17 protein-coding genes, 1 pseudogene and 1 riboswitch are annotated in these 18,930 nt (G+C 34.5%); of the genes and pseudogenes, 3 read left to right on the top strand and 15 right to left on the bottom strand.

All coding sequences use genetic code 11. The features are described from left to right. Positions 1-19: 19 nt before the first annotated feature. The 14 genes from A3M9_RS0108990 to trmL form a co-directional block, all read right to left on the bottom strand. Complete coding sequence (locus A3M9_RS0108990; RefSeq protein ID WP_027308941.1) at positions 20-955, bottom strand: ABC transporter permease; 936 nt, start codon at positions 953-955, stop codon at positions 20-22. Continuing rightward, on the bottom strand, positions 948-2,033 hold the full coding sequence (locus A3M9_RS0108985; protein ID WP_027308940.1) for an ABC transporter permease: 1,086 nt from the start codon (positions 2,031-2,033) through the stop codon (positions 948-950). The genes A3M9_RS0108990 and A3M9_RS0108985 overlap by 8 nt, the downstream gene beginning before the upstream one ends. A gap of 12 nt (positions 2,034-2,045) precedes the next feature. Continuing rightward, complete coding sequence (locus A3M9_RS0108980) at positions 2,046-3,566, bottom strand: ABC transporter ATP-binding protein (protein ID WP_027308939.1); 1,521 nt, start codon at positions 3,564-3,566, stop codon at positions 2,046-2,048. Between the two features lie 63 nt (positions 3,567-3,629). Beyond that, entirely contained in the window at positions 3,630-4,688 is a 1,059-nt protein-coding gene (locus A3M9_RS0108975) for a BMP family protein (protein WP_027308938.1), read from the bottom strand. A gap of 378 nt (positions 4,689-5,066) precedes the next feature. Then, positions 5,067-6,218: a glycine/sarcosine/betaine reductase complex component C subunit alpha gene (gene grdD, locus A3M9_RS0108965; protein ID WP_027308937.1), complete on the bottom strand. Its 1,152-nt coding sequence runs from the start codon at positions 6,216-6,218 to the stop codon at positions 5,067-5,069. A gap of 11 nt (positions 6,219-6,229) precedes the next feature. Then, a complete protein-coding gene (gene grdC / locus A3M9_RS0108960; RefSeq protein ID WP_027308936.1) occupies positions 6,230-7,765 on the bottom strand; it encodes a glycine/sarcosine/betaine reductase complex component C subunit beta in 1,536 nt (511 codons plus the stop codon). Between the two features lie 76 nt (positions 7,766-7,841). Continuing rightward, positions 7,842-9,143 (bottom strand): glycine reductase complex selenoprotein B, encoded by a 1,302-nt coding sequence (gene grdB, locus A3M9_RS0108950; protein ID WP_084424739.1) that lies wholly within the window; start codon positions 9,141-9,143, stop codon positions 7,842-7,844. A 20-nt stretch (positions 9,144-9,163) separates the two neighbouring features. After that, positions 9,164-9,637, bottom strand: coding sequence for a glycine/sarcosine/betaine reductase complex selenoprotein A (grdA, locus tag A3M9_RS0108945; RefSeq protein WP_084424737.1), 474 nt, complete (start codon positions 9,635-9,637; stop codon positions 9,164-9,166). 13 nt (positions 9,638-9,650) lie between these two features. Then, positions 9,651-10,937, bottom strand: a complete 1,287-nt coding sequence (locus A3M9_RS0108935) for a glycine/sarcosine/betaine reductase component B subunit (protein ID WP_027308931.1) — start codon at positions 10,935-10,937, stop codon at positions 9,651-9,653. A gap of 74 nt (positions 10,938-11,011) precedes the next feature. Then, positions 11,012-11,338, bottom strand: coding sequence for a co-chaperone YbbN (locus tag A3M9_RS0108930; protein ID WP_027308930.1), 327 nt, complete (start codon positions 11,336-11,338; stop codon positions 11,012-11,014). A 10-nt stretch (positions 11,339-11,348) separates the two neighbouring features. Further along, entirely contained in the window at positions 11,349-12,278 is a 930-nt protein-coding gene (gene trxB / locus A3M9_RS0108925; protein WP_027308929.1) for a thioredoxin-disulfide reductase, read from the bottom strand. Positions 12,279-12,292: 14 nt separating this feature from the next. Continuing rightward, entirely contained in the window at positions 12,293-12,673 is a 381-nt protein-coding gene (locus A3M9_RS0108920; protein ID WP_035166254.1) for a GrdX family protein, read from the bottom strand. Between the two features lie 215 nt (positions 12,674-12,888). Beyond that, a riboswitch (glycine riboswitch) is annotated at positions 12,889-12,986 on the bottom strand. A 390-nt stretch (positions 12,987-13,376) separates the two neighbouring features. Further along, positions 13,377-14,222: a DegV family protein gene (locus tag A3M9_RS0108915; RefSeq protein ID WP_027308927.1), complete on the bottom strand. Its 846-nt coding sequence runs from the start codon at positions 14,220-14,222 to the stop codon at positions 13,377-13,379. Positions 14,223-14,237: 15 nt separating this feature from the next. Further along, positions 14,238-14,705: a tRNA (uridine(34)/cytosine(34)/5-carboxymethylaminomethyluridine(34)-2'-O)-methyltransferase TrmL gene (gene trmL, locus A3M9_RS0108910; protein WP_027308926.1), complete on the bottom strand. Its 468-nt coding sequence runs from the start codon at positions 14,703-14,705 to the stop codon at positions 14,238-14,240. A gap of 264 nt (positions 14,706-14,969) precedes the next feature. On the opposite strand from trmL, the gene A3M9_RS0108905 reads away from it, so the two are divergent. Then, positions 14,970-16,325 carry a radical SAM protein gene (locus tag A3M9_RS0108905; protein ID WP_027308925.1) on the top strand — a complete coding sequence of 452 codons (1,356 nt, stop codon included), beginning with the start codon at positions 14,970-14,972 and terminating at the stop codon, positions 16,323-16,325. A gap of 42 nt (positions 16,326-16,367) precedes the next feature. Here A3M9_RS0108905 and A3M9_RS0108900 read toward each other — a convergent pair whose 3' ends face one another. Further along, the gene (locus A3M9_RS0108900) at positions 16,368-17,510 is read right to left on the bottom strand and encodes a DUF362 domain-containing protein (RefSeq protein ID WP_027308924.1); all 1,143 of its coding nucleotides are present in this window, start codon (positions 17,508-17,510) and stop codon (positions 16,368-16,370) included. 63 nt (positions 17,511-17,573) lie between these two features. Here A3M9_RS0108900 and splB point away from each other — a divergent pair, with 63 nt between their 5' ends. Both splB and A3M9_RS13565 read left to right on the top strand, forming a co-directional pair. Continuing rightward, positions 17,574-18,593: a spore photoproduct lyase gene (splB, locus tag A3M9_RS0108895; protein ID WP_035166252.1), complete on the top strand. Its 1,020-nt coding sequence runs from the start codon at positions 17,574-17,576 to the stop codon at positions 18,591-18,593. 132 nt (positions 18,594-18,725) lie between these two features. Beyond that, a pseudogene (locus tag A3M9_RS13565) lies at positions 18,726-18,930 on the top strand (IS5/IS1182 family transposase); the annotation flags it as partial.

Genomic DNA, 18,930 nt, shown 5'->3' with positions numbered 1-18,930 from the left:
AGGCATAAAAGCCCCTTTTTTATCTTTCTCCCTTGTTATATGGAACTCCATCTGCTGCTGGTGGAGTTGTTTTACCAACAAATCCTGCAAGTGCAAGCATAGTTAAAATATATGGGAATGCCAAGTATGCTTCTGTTGGTAATGCCCAACCAAATTTTTGTGCAAGTATTTCAAAGGCTTGAGCAAAGGCAAATAGGAATGAAGCACCCATAGCTCCAAATGGCTTCCAGTTTCCAAATATCATTGCTGCAAGTGCAATGAAACCTCTACCACTTACCATACCTTCTCTAAATAGGTTCATAACACCTATTGAAAGTGTAGCACCACCAAGACCAGCAAATACACCTGACATAATAACGCATAAATATCTTATCTTATATACATTTATACCTAATGTATCAGCTGCCTTTGGATGTTCTCCAACAGCTCTAATTCTAAGTCCAAGTGGTGTATAGTATAGTACATAATGTACAACAAAAACAAGTATTATAGCCATAAATACAAACCAGTTAAGCTCAGCTAAAAATGGTCCAATCACTGGTATTTTAGCCATTGTTTCTGTTGGATATGGAAGAGCTGCAACACCATCTGTTTGACCTTGTCTTCCAAATAATTTAAATATCAAGAAACTTGTTAGTGCACCTGCAAATAGGTTTATAGCAACACCAGATACTGTTTGGTCTGCCTTTAGGTTAATACTTAATACTGCGTGAATAGCTGCAACAAGTGCACCTGAAACTACTGCAAATAGTAATCCTACCCAAGGGTTTCCTGTTAAACTTGAACCATAAACTGCAAAGAATGCACCAACTATCATTATACCTTCAAGACCTATATTAACAACACCTGAACGTTCTGAAATAACACCACCTAATGCTGCAAAGATAAGAGGCGTCGCAAGACGGAATGTAGCAGCAAGTAGTGCTACGACAACTGGTATGCTTCCATTAGCCATTTATCATCGCCTCCTTCTTTCTCTTTTCTCCAATCCATTTGTAGATGTAGTCTGCCGCAACAAATATTATAATTATTGCTTGTATTAGGTATACTATATCCTTTGGAATGTTTGCAAGCTGTAGGTTAAGTGAACTGCTGTTTAGTGCACCAAATAGTGTTGCTGAAAGAAGTACTCCTACTGGATGGCTCTTTCCAAGTAGTGCTACTGCTATACCATCAAAACCAAATCCAGTAAATCCAAATAGCTGTATTGCTTGATATTGTATACCAGCAACGTGAACAGCACCACCAAGTCCAGCTATTGCACCTGAAATTGCCATTGCAAGAATTATATTTTTCTTTATATCTATACCACCATATTCTGCAGCGTGAGGATTTAGTCCAACCGCTCTTAATTCATAACCAATTGTAGTTTTCCATAATAGAACATATACTAATGCAACTAAAAGAATTCCTATAAATAAGCCTATATTTATTCTATTAGTTTCACCTAAAAATCTCCATAGCTTTGCAGAATCTTGAATAAGCGGAGTAGTTGCTTTTCCTGGAGCATTTAAAGGTCCCATTATCATATAGTTTACAAAGAACATTGCTATAAAGTTCATCATTATTGTATTGATAACTTCGTTAGTTCCAACCTTTGCCTTTAGGAAACCAGGTATAGCTGCCCAAATTGCACCAGCAAGCATTCCACCTATAAGTACAAGAGGAACGTGTATAATAGCTGGTAATCCTGGTATTAAACCTATTGCAGCTGCTGCAAAAATACCCATTATAAACTGTCCTTCAACACCTATATTAAAAAGACCTGTTTTAAATGCAACTGCATTTGCAAGACCTGTAAATAATAGCGGAGTAACAAAAACAAGTGTTTCTATTATACTAAAGCTTGTTCCAAAACTGCCTTCCCATATAGCTTGGAAAAGTGTTCCTGTTGCTACAAAGAAGTTTTCTCCTTCTGCCCACATTACAAAGAAAACTGCAATAAACATTGCTATTATTATTGATATAATTGGGAAAACTAATGTACTCAAAGCTGCTCTTAGCTTGTTAGAGGTCGTATTTTTATTTGCCATTTTTATACCTCCTTACGCCTGCTTCTTAAGAGTGCCACCAGCCATAAGTATTCCAAGCTCGTGTTCTGTTGCACTCTTAGCATCTAATATATCAACTATTTGTCCATCGTATATTACAGCAATTCTGTCGGATAAAGCTAATATTTCATCTAATTCAAGTGAAACAAGTAGTATTGCTCTTCCCTTATCTCTTTCCTCTACAAGCCTCTTGTGGATATATTCAATTGCCCCAACGTCAATTCCACGTGTAGGTTGTGCTGCAATAATAAGTTCTGGATCCTTATTAATTTCTCTTGCAGCAATAAACTTTTGTTGGTTACCACCAGATAGAGCTGAAGCAAAAACTTCTTCATTTGGAGTTCTAACATCAAACTCATCTATTAACTTTCTTGTATATTCCTTTATTTTGTTGTAATTCATCATAATTCCCTTTGCGAATGGAAGCTTGTAGTGATTTCCTAACACTGCGTTTTCATAAAGTGAATACTTTAAAACAAGACCACGCTTATGTCTATCCTCTGGAATGTGTCCAACTCCCGCTTCAATTACATCCCTTGGAGTCTTTCCTGTTACATCTTTGTCATTTATATAAACCCTGCCATCGGTTGGTTTTCTAAGACCAGTTATAACCTCTATAAGTTCAGTTTGACCATTTCCATCAACACCAGCTATACCAACTATTTCTCCAGCTCTAACTTCTAAATTTACACCTTTAACAGCTGGAAGTTTTCTGTGATCTAAAGCTGAAACATTTTCAAGCTTTAATACAACCTTACCTGGTTTTGCTTCACTCTTTTCTACTACCAAATTAACCTTTCTACCTACCATCATTTCAGCAAGTTCATCTATATTTGTATCCTTTGTATAAACTGTATCTATAACCTTTCCCCTTCTTACGATTGTAACCCTATCACTCATTGCCATAACTTCTTTTAGCTTATGAGTAATCAATATGATTGATTTGCCCTCTTTAACCAAGTTCTTTAAAATAACCCCTAACTCTTCTATTTCTTGAGGTGTTAATACTGCTGTTGGTTCATCAAGAATTAATATATCTGCACCTCTATATAAGGCCTTTAATATTTCAACCTTTTGTTGTTGCCCAACTGTTATATCCTCTATAACTGCATTAGGATCTATCTTGAATCCATATCTCTTTGCTATCTCGTCTGTATCCTTTATAGCCTTTTGCATATCAATTTTTAAACCCTTCTTAGGTTCTGCACCAAGCACTATATTTTCTGCAACTGTAAAGTTGTGTACAAGCATAAAATGTTGGTGTACCATTCCTATACCAAGCTTTATCGCATCACCTGGACTTTTTATGTTTACCTTTTGTCCATTTACAAAGATTTCTCCAGCATCTGGTTGATAAAGTCCGTATAGAATATTCATTAAAGTTGTCTTTCCAGCTCCATTTTCTCCAAGTAGAACGTGTATTTCTCCCTTTAGCAGTTCAAAGTTTACATCATCATTTGCTCTAACACCTGGGAAAACCTTTGTTATCCCCTTCATTTCAACAACTTTTTGCATTAATTTTCCTCCCTTCTTTTGGTTAAAAAAGCTAGATGCGGCGGCATCTAGCTTTATATTTAATTACTTAACTTCAGGAGCTGTAAAATTCTTAACGTCTTCTAATTTTTCTGGAACAGTTATCTTGCCATCCTTTATAGCTTGTGCATACTTGTCAACTAATGCTATAACATCTGCTGGTGTGTTGTTCTTAGTTGTTGGAGCATATCCTACACCATCTTCCTTAAGTCCAAGAACCATATGTCCAGCCTTGAAGTTTCCTTCTATTAGGTTCTTTGAAGCAGTGTAAGTACCAACGTCAACTCTCTTTATCATTGATGAAAGAATTACATCCTTAAAGTCTGGTGCTGTTTCAGCTTGGTCTTGGTCAACACCTATTGCCCACTTCTTCATTTCCTTTGCAGCCTTGAATAATCCAAGTCCAACTGCACCTGATGCGTGGTAAACAACATCACATCCGTCATTGTAAAGAGCCTTTGCTAATTCATATCCTTTATTTGAATCTGTAAAGCTACCAGCATACTTAACTGTTGTTCTATTCATTAAGCCTTCTGCAGCTTGTGGGTTTACCGCCTTAACTCCTGCTGCAAATCCAGCTTCGAACTTTTGGATAAGTGGCATATCTATACCACCGATGAAACCAACCTTGTTAGTCTTTGTCATTTTACCAGCAATTACACCCATTAGGAATGAACCTTCTTCTTCCTTAAATGTAATTGACATAACGTTTGGTAGATCAACAACTGCGTCGATGATAGCAAACTTCTTATCTGGCATCTTTTGAGCAACATTCTTTAATGAACCTTCCATTAGGAAACCAATTGCAAATGTTAAGTCATCTCTTTGTCCAAGTTGTGTAAGGTTTGGCTCATAGTTTTCTTGTTGCTTTGATTGAAGAACATCTGGCTTTACTCCAAAATCCTTTTCAATTCTCTTAAGTCCTTCATAAGCTGAGTCATTGAAGGATTTGTCACCAAGTCCACCTTGGTCTGTAACCATACCTATCTTAACATTTGATTTTGGTTGTGTTCCTTGTTCTCCACCTTTCTTTGCACAGCCAGTGAATACACCAGCTATTAATGAAGCTGAAAGAACAAGGGCAAGTGCTTTTTTCATTTTCATATTTTTTCCCCCTTCTTTTTGGTGTTTATATTTTTAATATTCCTAAAAGGATACAATTTTATAACGAACCCATTATGTAAAAGATGAATTTAATAAAATATTTACCATTTTATTTTTCAGAAAATTATTTTTAAATGTCATAATTTCAAGTTCTTCCAATTTCAGAATGCATTGTGCTATACTATTTAAAAGTTGCAAAAAAATATATCTTATCATATTTTTATTTAACTTTATCATATTACCCTGCATATAATAATATACGATAACTTTTGTATAATTTCAATATGTTATTTAAATTTTTTCAAAAAAATAATAATTTTAAAATTTGGCTACTGTCGCAAATTGTCGAATTTTAATATTTAAGGGGCAATTGCCCCTTTATATAAAATTACATTCCTTTAATATTTTCATAGCTATATCTAAATCTTCATCTGCCACCATAACTATAGGACCTGTACATCCCATACCACTTTCTGCATATATTCCTTTAACCCAAAGCATTTTCACTGCATTTTCAAGCTCTAAAATATCAATTCCTGATATGGTGGAGGTAACAACCTTTTTATCAGGGCACTTAACATCTTCAGTTGATTTACCATTTACTTTTTTCAATTTTTCAAAAATATATTTAAGATTAACTGACTCCAATTTTTTAAACTCATCTTCTGATATTTTATTTATTTCGTTTTTAGCACAGGTTGCACAATATCTTAATGCTTCACAAATTACAGGAGCACCTGATGCCCTTGATATTATGTTTATTAGTCTTTTATAACCTTCACCTATTCCTGGTCCATATCCATAGCCTAATGACTCATAGTCTCCACCTGTTGTATATGCCGAAAATATCTTCATCAATACATTTCCTGTAAGGGAATCAGTTACAACCACATCTGCTGAACCTGCTAAAATATCATTTCCCCTTAATATAAAACCTCCGTCTTTTCTTATTGATGAACAAAACTCAATATCATATCCTTGATTTTTAAGTTCTATTAATACTTTCTCAACTTGTCTTGCACCTTCAACATTTAGTATACCTACCGTTGGTTTTTTTATACCACAGGCCTTCGCAGCTATTATTCCATAAAACGCATTTTTAACCATAGCCTCAATTCTATCTGCCGACGAAGTTCCAGTTGTCGTTGATATAAAAACTTCCTTTCCCTTTGCTGGTGTAATTATTCTACCTACAGTTGAAACACCAATTGGGAAATTATAATGCATTGTTACGCATCCCTTTAAAACTTTTTCATCTATAAGCTCTTCCATTATTTTATGACATTCATCTTCACTTTCTGCTTTAATACAGGAAAAACCCTCAACTTCACTTGAGCCAATTAGCACTACTTCAAAATCACTATATTTATTTTTAGCAAGATATGCTGCCTTTATAATTTCTTCTTCTCCAAGCTCACTTCCTAAGGTAGTTAATCCTATCTTTATTTTTTCTTCAGCATACCCGTTTTCTAAAATATCTGCTATATCATTCAATACCTCAGCAACCATTTTTTTTATATTTTTAGACATATAACCACCCCTTATTCATCAAGTAAGTGGGAAGCAAAATCCTTAAGAGCCTCTGCTACCATCTTTTTAACTTCATCCTTTGTAATTAGTTCCTTTTTATCCTCATAAATTCCCGAATTTTTCTCAATCAAATAGGAAATTCCATCAAATAGATTTGTCATTCGAGCAAGGAAAAGACTTCCCTTCCCAACTATCATTACTCTATTCATTTCTCCCTTTAGCATCTTCTCCCTTGCAAATCCAAGTATTGGAACACCTGAAGGAACGTGGCCTTGAGTTGGTGCATACCCAACATATCCGTGCTTTTTTACAAATTCATTTATTTGGCTTCTTTCAAGTTGACCCTTCTTAACTGCAAGTGCTGCAATCATCTTATAGTTTTGAGTAGGAACATCTCCTGCACCAGCAGGCTCTGTAACTTCAGGATTTTGCATCTCTGGTGCATATTTATCAACATCAGTGAATTTTAGATTAAGCCTTTCAAGAGGCTGAGCAACAATTGCTTCAATTACTGCCTGTGGTGAAGCACCTGCACCTATTGAATGTTTTCCTACTGAATCTGTTCTAACAACAGGATTTACTCCATCATTTTCAGAAACTAAAATTGCAAAACCACCTAAAACATCCTCCATTATAGGCATTCCCTTTTTTACGTGGTCACGTCCATTCATTCCAAGCTTTGCAGTAGCCCCACCTGCGACAACAAGAACATTTTTAAATACCTTAGATTGTATTAGTGTTGAAGCATATAATAACGCGTGGGTTGGCCCTGCACAAAATCCTCTAACATCACATCCAGTTGCATTTTTAAAACCTGCTATCTCTCCTATTGCCTTTGCAAAGTTTCCTCCACCCCTTTGATTCATATCTCCACAGGCTTCCTCTGAACATTCAATAATGTAGTCTATATCTTCTTTGTTTATATTTGCCTTTTCAATAATATGAAGTGCTGCTAAAACCCCCGATGCCTTAACTGCTAAATTTTCAGTTATTACGTGGGCTGATAAGTTTATATCAAACTCGTGAGCTCTCTTTACACAACCTACTAATTTGTCATCTAAATATAGGCCCTCTGCTACTCCATTTTCAACCAATTTATTTATTTCCTCTAATTCGCTGCCCTCTCCAAGTCTATTTGAAAGCTCCTTCAAGTAATTACTATTTTCAAACTTTATCTTTAAATTCTGAGTAAAACTCTTTTCCAATCTCACTAAATCAAAAACATCGCAACTTTTTATAAGCCCATAAAACTCATCCTCAGGCATTATCTCTCCAAATTTTCCATATCTATTTGCATTTTCAAACTTTTTATTAAACCAAGGTCTTTCAATATTTAATAACTCTTCTGGATCTAAATTCCCTATGTAGGTTTGATTAACTGGATACGAAACCGCATCTTCATAGCTTCTTAAATGTTTTCTTATAACCTTTAGATATTCAGAATCTGGATTTGTTTCCCTTTCAAGTGTTTGTGTTGTTCCATTGTGTAAAACCATATCAGGAGTATGAACCAAGACATAGCTTACTCCCTTTATAACAGGATACATAGAATTACCTCCCATATTAAAATTACTTATTTATTAAGTTCCGTTTAGGAAAAATTCTAAACGGAACTTAATTTTATTATTCAAAAACTGTTTGTTCTTCAATAGGAGTTTGTAGTGCCTTTAATGCCTTCTCTACAAGCCTTCTTCTCAATGCCCTTTCATCCTCATAAGAAAGATTTGGATTTCCAAGTGGGTGAGGTATTGCAACAGTTGGGACTATTCTATTTGCACCTACAGTCTTAGAAATTGGAACAATTGTACACATATGAACTACAGGCAGTCCTGCCCTTTCAATTTCCTTTACCATCGTTGCACCGCAACGAGTACAAGTACCTCAAGTAGAGGTTAAAATTACTGCCTGAACACCGTCCTTTATAAGTTCCTCAGCAATTTTTTGTCCATATCTTTTGGCGTTTGCAACAGCTGTTCCGTTTCCTACAGTAGAATAGTAATATCTGTGGAGTGAACCTATTTTGCCCTCCTTCTCAAGTTCCCTTAACACATCAACCGGTAAAACTCTATCAGCATCCTTATTTGCATATACAGGATCATATCCTCCGTGAGCTGTTTCATAGGTTTCACTTGTTAAATCAAATACACCCTCAATATCGTATTTACCAAATTTTGATGCACTTGAAGATTCTATTTTATCTGGGTTTCCCTTTGGAACAATGCCACCAGATGTTACAAGAGCTATCTTTGCATTTGAAATATCAACAATTGGAGGGTTTGGAGCCACTCTATCAAAATCTGGCATTTTAAACTCTGTCTTAAACTCTTCTCCCCTTATCTTTTTAACAAGCATATCAACTGCTCTTTTTGAACCTCTCTCTTGAGCAAAATAATTTTTTCTTATTCCTCTTCCAATATATCCTTCCTTTTCTGGGCTCCCTATTTCCTCATTGTTTACTAATTTTAATGCAAGTGCAGCCATTTTGGGTATAGCATCCCTCATACCAACTGCACTATCCTTAGTGGAAATTATATAAATATCCCTTTTATAAAGATCAACACCAGGGTTTTCAATATACATACCAGTTAAAACGGGAATATTTAGGTTTTCTTTAACACATTTACAAATACTTCCACAAGCATTACCATATCTACCTGCATTGAAGGCTGGACCTGCTATAAATAAATCTGGTTCATATTTTTTTATCATTTCAAGAATTGTATTTTTTGCCTTCTCTTCATTCTCTGCATAGTAGGAATCTCCACATATAATTGTTGCTACAATCTGTGCCTGTCCCTTAAAGGCTGCATTAAGTGCCATACCAGGTCCCACAAACCCTTCCTTTACAAAGGGTTCAATGTGTGCCTTATCTTCACCGCCAACCTGTCCAAAAAACTGATTTAAATAATGAACAACCTTAATCATCAACTCCCACCCCCTTAGTGTCAATCTTTATATTGGCTGTACATTTCTCTAATGGAACGTACTTCATTAGAAATCGCATCAACATCAAGAACCATTTCCATCATTCCACACTGTTCATCATAAACAGCTAAATCACATTCGTTTTTAATCTCTTCCTCAAGAATGTGATATACCCTAAGTCCCAATGCTATTCCTGCAAGTGGCCCTGCATAGGTTGGATCTCCTGCTGTAACTGTTTCTGCTGATAAACCTGCTGCCTCTGCCTCTGAACCTCCAAGAAGCACAACAATATTTTCAGCACCATACTTTTCAGTTAAATCCTTTACTCTCTGTTGGATCTCCAGATCCATTGCACCTGCAGCTGTTCAAACAAAGCATTCAGTTGAAGCAAAAACTACTTCAGCCCCTGCACTCTTTGCACATTCCTCAATTGCTGGTCCTGGAATACCATCTCTATCTCCTATCGCTATAACCTTTCTTCCCTTTAAAATCATAGTATTACCCCCTTTAAAATCCTTTTGCTGATAAATATCCAAATCCAACTTCACTTGTTGCACCAGTTATAACCTGAATTTCTGCCTCTATTGAGCCATCTTCTCTAAGTGAACCTGCAAATCCACCAGCAATGATGTTCGCAGCCTCCTTATGCCCAATAACCTTCTTCATTGGTGGAAGCACTATAAGTTCATTTGCATTTCCTGCAGTTACAACTGCATCTCCCTTTGGAGTTGAATCAGCAAGAGATTGTGAAGCTCCATCCCTTCCTGCATACTCATCAGTTACAAGTACAGTTTTAATTCCCTTTTCCTCAATCTTGTTGCAGTTCATAACAAGGTCTGCATCTGGGTTTCCGAATCCTTCTTCTGATATTATTACTGCATCTGCCCCTAAAAACTCTACAAGCTTTGCAGTATAATTTGATGACCTCTCCTTATCTGCAAGATACACATTTTCATTTGTGATTACGCAACCAATAAAATTAATATCCTTTCCGTGTCTTTCATATAAATCTTCAATTATAGGGTTATTCATATGAACATAGGTTGGATTTTTATCGCAGGCAGAAACACAGTTTCCACTAACAATTGCACCATCAAAAACCTCTGTTGGATAAATAAATGTTGGAATAATCCTTTTAGCATCCACACCATAAACATAGGTATCGTGCAGTAATCCTTGGCTTTGAAGCATATAAACATATACAACTTTTGGAAGATGTGGATACATATTTACCTGTTGAAGAAGAGGAAGTGTCTCATAAACCTTTATTTCATCAGGCTCTATGTTTTTGCCTGCCCTACCAAGGTAGCAAGCAGCCTTAAAACCAACCATTCTTACTGCCTCTTCGTGTTCGTGTTGTGGTAGATTGTCAACAGGTTCACATACTAAAACAACATTGTTTGTTTTTGAAAATGGAGTATACTTTGCCCCCTCACCTGACATATCAATTATGCCTTCTTGAAATCCAACTATTTTACCTGTTGTTACTACTGCTGTTCCCTTTAATACGTGTGTTCTTCCTGAACCTACTGTATCGACCTTTGAAATAAAACCTGGAAATATTCCTCCCTTTCCTTCCACCTTAACTCTTGGCTCAATTACATCCTTTACAGGTATTATCCTTACCTCTTCACCTATTTTTGCAAGTTCTACATCAATGCTTTTAAGCCTCTCATCCCCTGATACTTCCTTTAGAAGTTCCTCTTTGTTGATGTACAAAACGCCATTTTCTACTTTTGTTTCATCTGCAAACTGAACATCCCTTATAAATATTTTTCCAAGCTCAAGTCGCAAAACCTTCACCCCCTATAGTTTTTATTTACTAAATATTTTGAACTTTTTATTTAAATAAGGAGACTCTGTCTCACTTATTCACAAAACCTTTTAATTGCATTTTCAATATCTTCAACAGTATTTATTTTATCTGGAGTTAAAACTTCCGCCTTTTCTCCATTTACATAAACTATCATTGTTGGGAGTCCTAATACCTTTTGGGCAATAGCAAGTCTTCTATTTTGGCTTGTATTGAGACTACAAAACTTAATTTTATCTCCATATTTTTCTTCAAGCTTATGGACATCAGGCATAAGTTCAATACATTTTTGGCACTTATCTCCCCAATAATCAACAAATACAGGCTTTTCAGTATAATTTAAAACTTCAGCTTCAAAATTATCCTTATTAAGCTCTAACATATTACCCCTCCTATTTATTGAATTTTTCATTTATATATTCCTCTGCAGCAACAGCAGCAACAGCCCCATCAGATGCCGCAGTTATAACCTGCCTTAGAGATTTTTGAACTACATCACCTGCTGCAAATACTCCATCAACATTTGTTTTCATATTTCTATCAGTTAAAATATATCCCCTCTCATCCATTTCAACCTTACCCTTAAAAAGGTCACTCTTTGGTTCAAGTCCTACAAAGACAAACACACCGTTAACAGCAAGTTCGCTTATCTCTCCTGTCTTTACATTTCTTAATACAAGGGATTCTAATATTTCATCCCCCTTTGCCTCCTCTACTACTGTGTCCCATATAAATTTTATCTTTGGATTGTTAAAGGCCTTTTCTTGTAGTGATTTAGCAGCCCTTAATGAATCTCTTCTATGTATTATTGTCACTGTTTCTGCAAATTTAGTTAAATAAAGTGCCTCAGTTATTGCACTATCTCCACCACCTATTACAGCAACATCTAAGCCTTCAAAGAAATCCGCATCACAGGTGGCACAGTAGGAAACTCCTCTTCCTCTTAGTTCAATTTCATTTTTAAACCCTGCAAGCCTGTATTCAGCACCTGTTGCAATAATTACAGCCCTTGACTTATATTCTTCCTTTCTTCCCGTTAGAGTTTTTATATCTCCTGAAAAATCAACCTCTACTATTTCATCCTTTGCAAAGGTAGTTCCAAATTCCTCAGCCTGTCTTCTCATTCTTTCAACTAAGGCTGGTCCTGTACAATTTTCAATTGAACCAGGATAGTTTTCAAGTTCTGCTGTTGTAGCTGCCTGTCCTCCAAACTTTTCCTTCTCAATAACCAATACATCAAGCTTTGCCCTTGAGGCATAAAGTCCTGCTGACAAACCTGCAGGGCCTCCTCCTATTATTACAATGTCATAGATATGGCTCATAATTTCACTTCCTTTCAATTTAATGCATTTTTTATTAAATCAAAATCAATTAAACTAAAATCTCTAAGCACCTTATCCGTATAAATTAATGTTTTACTACTTTTAATAAGCTGGTCAGCCTTCAATATGCTCTCCTCTATTATCTCAACACTTAATAGATCAACCTCTTCAAAACAATCCCTTGAAATTGCAATAGACTTATAGGGTGTCTGATTAGGCTTTATGCTCCCCATTAGAGGATGTGTTAAGAGTCTATGTCCTCTATGGATATAATCTCTTGCCATAATTAAAATATCCATAAGTGAAGCTTGAGGTTTATATAGAACATCATATTTATCTTCTAAACTACTCTTTGTTAAAGGGTTATTGGTTAATATAACTGGTTTTAGTTTCAAGCCTGACACCTCTTTTTTTGTAATCTATTTATTTATAAAATTATTAATCTACAGTAGTTGTCTACTTTTGTAAGTTAATAAAACTTCTACTTATGCACAAATGGAAATATTAACCACAATACAAGTACCTTTGTAACTTCTAATTTACTAAACAAAGTAATTTTACAAATAAAAAAAGGATGTAGTTGCCTACATCCTCTGCCTTCACAGAGTTCTGTCCACAAATAGTACTTTTGCCTGAGAGTATCATAAAACTTGGCAAGCTTTACTTACCCCTTCGGCGCCCTATTAGGGTCTCTCCTATTTGCTTCATCCAGAATATTTACTTTCTACTTTCATTATACCTAAATTATAGCAATTTTGCTATTTATTTTTTGAATAGTTTGAATTATAAAAATAAATAGAAGCACATCCTCTATTTATATATTATTGATTAGCCCCATGAAGGATTTCTTGGGCATTCGTTCATTTCGTTAAGCAATTCTAAGCTTTTCTTTGTTTGAAAAAGTCCTGCCCTCGCGATGCCATCGTCCTGATGGCCGCTCGGCTCGGCACGTCCTGTGCCGAATTACGGACTTTTTCAAAGTCGAAAATCAAGAATTGCTAAAACTCATGAAAGAGCCTAATAAAATCCTTTCATGGGGCTTTTTCAGATTTTAGCTAACAATTAGATTTTTACAATCTAAAATAGAGGCAAAAGCCTCTATTTAGCATAAAACCATATTCCCACTACTCCAGGGCCTGAGTATGTTGCAACTACAGTTCCTACTTCAGCCAAAAGATAATTATCTACACCCAACTCATTTTTAACCATCTCTTTAAACTCTTCAAGATTTTCATAATCTTTTACAGTTCCTATTGCAAAAAGCTCATTTTCATCAAAGCCTTCATCCTGAACATACTTTATCATCCTTGATAAAGCCTTCTTCATTCCTCTTGTTTTATCTAAAATAGCGTGGCTACCATCAGTTATATAAATAATAGGCTTAATATTTAATAAGGTTCCTATTGCTGCCTGTGTTCCTGATAATCTACCACCCTTTTTAAGATATTCAAGTTTATCTAATGCATATGCAACCCTTGATTTAGGTGCAAGTATGTTTAATGTATTGTATATTTCTTCCACATCTTTACCTTCTTCAATCATTTTAGCCGCCTTTAGAGCAAGCATTCCTGTTCCAAAACTTACTGTTCTTGAATCAACTACATATATATCATCAGTCTCCAGCATATTTTTAGCAATTATTGCTGATTGATACGTACCACTTAAATTAGATGATAAGTGAATAGATATAATTTTATTATACCCTTCATCAAATAATCTCTTGTACTCTTCATAAAATCTTGCAGGATTAACTTGTGATGTTTTTGGAAGTTCTTCTCCTTCATCAAGCATTCTTAGCAAATCATCAATTTTTAAATCTACTCCATCATAGTAAGTTTTATCTTTGTATGTTATTGTTAAAGGAATAACTCTAATATTATACCTATTTACGAGTTCCTTTGGAATATCTGAAGTACTATCTGTAACTATCGCTATTTTATTCATCCTACCCCTCCACTACTATTTCATATTAGGAAATCCCATCTGTCTTAATGCTTCATATGCAACAATAGATACTGTATTGGATAAATTAAGAGATCTTTCAGTTGTTTCTACCATTGGAATTCTTATTAAAGTATCTTTAAAAACATCTCTAACGCTGTCTGGAACACCTGATGACTCTCTACCAAACATTATAAAATCACCCTGTTTGTATTCTACTTCTGTGTAGAATTTACTTGCTTTAGTTGTTGATAGATACACCCTTGCACCTTTATTAACTTCAAGGAAATGCTCAAAACTATCGTAGTAAACAACATCTACAAGCTTCCAATAATCCATTCCTGCTCTTTTTAAATGCTTATCATCAATTAAAAAACCAAGTGGCTTTATAAGATGTAGTCTTGAATTAGTTAAAACACAAGTTCTTCCTATATTACCTGTATTATATGGTATCTCTGGCTGATATAAAACAATATTAAGATTCAACGCAATCCCTCCAAAACTACATATATACATTTTATTATACCAATAGTATAAAAAAAAAGTAAATAAATTTTAACTTAAAACACTATTTTAGAGATTTTTTTAGACTAAAAAAAATTCACGTGACCAGTCAGTATAATTTTTATGTTAATTTAACTGCTAAATTAATCCATTTTTAGAATAAGGTGATATAATTAAATTTATAGGAGTTATAATTCTTAATTTTATTTAATATATATTGAATAGTAAAATATGGGAGGGGTTTTAATGAATTTAGCAAGGACAAGACTTGGTGAAGCTGCAATTAAAGAAGCTGTTAAGTACATCTTGAAGGACCCAGAAAAGAATATCCCTAAAATTATAAGATGGGGAGAAAAAATAGCAATAAGAGAACAGGACAAAAAATATATAGCTAATATCAAAAAATATCTTGATGACCCAAACAGTAACTGGTATAAGTACACATATAAGCTATTAACAGAGATACATCCTAATGTCAGAGAAAGAGTTGGAATAAATTATTTCTTAAATGCAACTATGTTTGGTATACCTGTTCAGCTTGAAAACGAAAAGAAATATGATTGCAACATTCCTTGGGCAATACTTATAGACCCTACATCTGCTTGTAATCTTAAGTGTAAAGGATGTTGGGCAGGTGAATACAAGCCTTGGAATCTTTCCTTTGAAGATTTAGATAAAGTTATAACCGAAGGAAAGGAACTTGGAATATATATGTATATATTCTCAGGTGGAGAACCACTTATGAGAAAGGATGATATTATAAAACTTTGTGAAAAACACAACGAGTGTGCCTTCTTATCCTTCACAAATGGTACTTTAGTAGATGAAGATTTTGCAAAGGAAATGCAAAGGGTTGGAAACTTTGCACTTGCATTTAGTGTTGAAGGATTTAGAGAAGAAACTGATATGAGACGTGGTGAAGGTTGTTTTGACGCTGTTATGAAGGCAATGGATATATTAAGAGACTATGGATGTGTATTTGGTTTTTCAACATGCTATCATAGATACAATACAGAAGTAGTTGCATCAAAGGAATATATAGATTTAATGGTACAAAAAGGCTGTAGATTTGGATGGTATTTTACCTATGTTCCAGTTGGAAGCGACAGTGATGTAAACTTTATGGCAACTATTGAGCAAAGAGAATATATGTATAGAAGAATAAATGAAATAAGAACAACAGAACCAATATTTGTGCTTGATTTTTGGAATGATGGAGAATTTTCAAATGGATGTATAGCTGGTGGAAGAAGATATTTCCATATTAATGCTAATGGAGATTGTGAGCCTTGTGCGTTCATACACTATTCAAATATGAACATAAAGGAACATAGTCTATTGGAAGTTCTACAATCCCCATTATTTATGGCATATAGAAGAAATCAACCATTTAATAATAATCTACTAAGACCTTGTCCAATGATAGATAATCCAGATGCCTTAAGAAGAATGGTAAAAGAGTCTGGAGCCTTCTCAACACAGGTTAATGATGATGAGACAGTAGATCAACTTGCCGATAAGCTTCAAGAATATGCAAAGGCTTGGGGCGAAAAGGCTGATGAAATTATGATGGCAAAGAAAAATATGTCTAAAGGTGCATAAATATTTAAAAAAGTGCTGTAGGTAAAGGCCCTACAGCACTTTTTATTTAAAAACTCTATTTAATATCCAAGGTCTTTTTATACTTATTGCCTTTTTAGGACAGAGCTCGTGACAACAGAAGCACCTTATACACTTTTTATAATCTATACTTGGAACCTTATCTCCCATCTTAAGTGCCTTAGGTGGACAACTCTCAACACATACCCCACACTTTATACAAATATCCTTTGAAAACTCTGGTCTTGGAGATAGATAAAAGGTTAAAAAATCCTCTACTCTTTTTGGAACTCTTCCTCTAAAGAAATTTACACTTCTAATTTTAGGAACTTTGAAGTTTGAAACATATTTATCTAAATCCTCACCTACTATATCTACAGTTTCTATGCCACCCTTTATTATTCCTCTCTCTAAACTTCTTTTTAGTGTAGGAACATCCTCTACCTTAAGTCCCATAATATGTGCTCCGCACACATCGAGTTCATAGGGGTTTTCCGAAGCTAATAGAAGTCCTACATTTTTAGGCACACCTGCAGTTGGTCCATCCCCCTCCATCGCAACTACCCCATCAATAATAGAAAAGGATGGTTTAACTGTCTCACATATATCAACAAGTAGATTTGAAAAATCATATATTTCAGGCATTTTGAAATGATATTCAACCTTTAATACTCCTGGTATCATTCCAAACAAAACCTTAACAGCACCTGTATAAACTGCCATACTATGGGTTTTTAACTTTGAAATAGTAATTATCCTATCACACTTGAAAGGTGGGTCAATCATAGTTAAAACTCTTGATATACAACCATCAGGTGTTTTGTAGTCACTGTATGAACAATCATAATTAAGTTCTGCTCCACTATTTTTAGCAGCCTCCTCTATTCCACATACCCTATAAAACCCTCTAAGCACCTTTTCATTGTATGGACCACCTGGGCTGTCTCCAATTATAACTCTACATCCGTTTTCAACAAGCCTTTTACTTACTGCCTCAATAACCATCGGATGTGTTGTTGCTGCTTCATCAGGGTGTTTTTTTATAACTAAATTTATTTTTAAAAAAACCGTCTCTCCCCTTTTGGCTATTTTTTCTATACCTCCATATAATTTTATCATCTCATCAACTGCTCTATATACATTTTCCCTTTCATAGTCACTACATTTTACAGAATACACTCTACTCATTTTACCACCTCAATACATATTTTTTTTATTTCTATTTATTCTAATTATAAAGGAGGTTTTATAATGCTGTTTTACCCAAAACGTGCCTTTTTTGAACCCAAAACATTGGATTATCCTACAGGACAATATATATATAATAAACTTAAGGAATTAAATATTCCAGTATTTGTTGAAAATAAGTCTGTAAACTTTGAAAAGGACTTTGACAACATTCAAGAATACTATGCCTATGCCAAAGGTTCTCTTGTTGTTTCTGTTAAAAAAAGTATGAAACTTGATAGTTGCAAACCCTCCGCAGATTACCAATTTCCACTTGTTACAGGATGCCCAGCAAGCTGTCAATACTGCTATTTACAGTCTAACCCAAATATAAAGCCCTTTGCAAGAGTATATGCAAATGTTGAAGAAATTTTACAAAACAACGAAAAATACATAAACCAAAATAAGCCCAAAATTACATCCTTTGAACTTGCAAGCACAAGCGATCCTCTTTCTGTTGAACATTTAACAGGTTCTGTTAAAAAGGCTATTGAGTTCTTTGCACAGCAAGAATACGGAAGATTAAGGCTTGTTACAAAATTTGCTTATGTAGATAACCTTCTAAACATAGTACACAAAGGGCATACAAAAATAAGATTTAGCATAAATTCAAAATATGTAGTAGATAAATTTGAATTTAATGTAAGCCCTTTAATGGAACGATTAGAGGCTGCACAAAGGGTATATGATGCTAATTATCCCTTAGGTTTTATTATTGCACCTATATACTATTATGAAAACTATAAGGAGGAATATAGAGAACTGCTTGATATGCTGAGGGAAAAAATAAAAAACCCAGATAATGCTGAAATAACATTTGAACTTATTCAGCATAGATTTACAACAAAGGCTATGGATACAATATTAGCACGTTTCCCAAACACAGAAATAGACTTTTCAATGGAAAACAGACAACAAAAGTGGGGGCCCTATGGTGTTTATAAATATGTTTATAAAAAGGACATTTCCACTGATATGAAGGAATTTATGATATCAGAAATAAAAAGAAGATTCCCCAAGGCCGAAATAGAATACTTTACATAACTAAAGTGCCACCCAGGTGAAATGTGACATAATTCATTCTCTTCCAAATGTCACATTTCACCTGGGTGGGAGACCTCCGAAAAAATATTATGGTATAATAAATATGCATAAATATTTTTTCGGAGGTCTTTTATGTTTAATAAGAACAATCAACAAATTGATATTATGACAAATATGATATATGAAAAATTAGTACCTAAAGATCATCTTCTTGTTAAAATAGATTCAATTATTGATTTTTCTTTTGTATATGATATCGTAAAAGAAAAATATAGTGAAAACAGAGGAAGAAAAGCCTATGATGCAGTTATTCTTTTTAAATTATGTTTACTTGAAT

Origin of the sequence: Caloramator sp. ALD01, from assembly GCF_000472625.1 — a bacterium.
Classification (GTDB): domain Bacteria; phylum Bacillota; class Clostridia; order Clostridiales; family Caloramatoraceae; genus Thermobrachium; species Thermobrachium proteoclasticum.
This window is presented reverse-complemented; position numbering and strand designations above follow the sequence as displayed.

What these genes read in the sequence shown, in the direction of transcription:
- A3M9_RS0108990 (WP_027308941.1), bottom strand. Translation starts at nt 955, where the DNA reads ATGGCTAATGGAAGCATACCAGTTGTCGTAGCACTACTTGCTGCTACA.
- A3M9_RS0108985 (WP_027308940.1), bottom strand. Translation starts at nt 2,033, where the DNA reads ATGGCAAATAAAAATACGACCTCTAACAAGCTAAGAGCAGCTTTGAGT.
- A3M9_RS0108980 (WP_027308939.1), bottom strand. Translation starts at nt 3,566, where the DNA reads ATGCAAAAAGTTGTTGAAATGAAGGGGATAACAAAGGTTTTCCCAGGT.
- A3M9_RS0108975 (WP_027308938.1), bottom strand. Translation starts at nt 4,688, where the DNA reads ATGAAAATGAAAAAAGCACTTGCCCTTGTTCTTTCAGCTTCATTAATA.
- grdD (WP_027308937.1), bottom strand. Translation starts at nt 6,218, where the DNA reads ATGTCTAAAAATATAAAAAAAATGGTTGCTGAGGTATTGAATGATATA.
- grdC (WP_027308936.1), bottom strand. Translation starts at nt 7,765, where the DNA reads ATGTATCCTGTTATAAAGGGAGTAAGCTATGTCTTGGTTCATACTCCT.
- A3M9_RS0108930 (WP_027308930.1), bottom strand. Translation starts at nt 11,338, where the DNA reads ATGTTAGAGCTTAATAAGGATAATTTTGAAGCTGAAGTTTTAAATTAT.
- trxB (WP_027308929.1), bottom strand. Translation starts at nt 12,278, where the DNA reads ATGAGCCATATCTATGACATTGTAATAATAGGAGGAGGCCCTGCAGGT.
- A3M9_RS0108915 (WP_027308927.1), bottom strand. Translation starts at nt 14,222, where the DNA reads ATGAATAAAATAGCGATAGTTACAGATAGTACTTCAGATATTCCAAAG.
- A3M9_RS0108905 (WP_027308925.1), top strand. Translation starts at nt 14,970, where the DNA reads ATGAATTTAGCAAGGACAAGACTTGGTGAAGCTGCAATTAAAGAAGCT.
- A3M9_RS0108900 (WP_027308924.1), bottom strand. Translation starts at nt 17,510, where the DNA reads ATGAGTAGAGTGTATTCTGTAAAATGTAGTGACTATGAAAGGGAAAAT.
- splB (WP_035166252.1), top strand. Translation starts at nt 17,574, where the DNA reads ATGCTGTTTTACCCAAAACGTGCCTTTTTTGAACCCAAAACATTGGAT.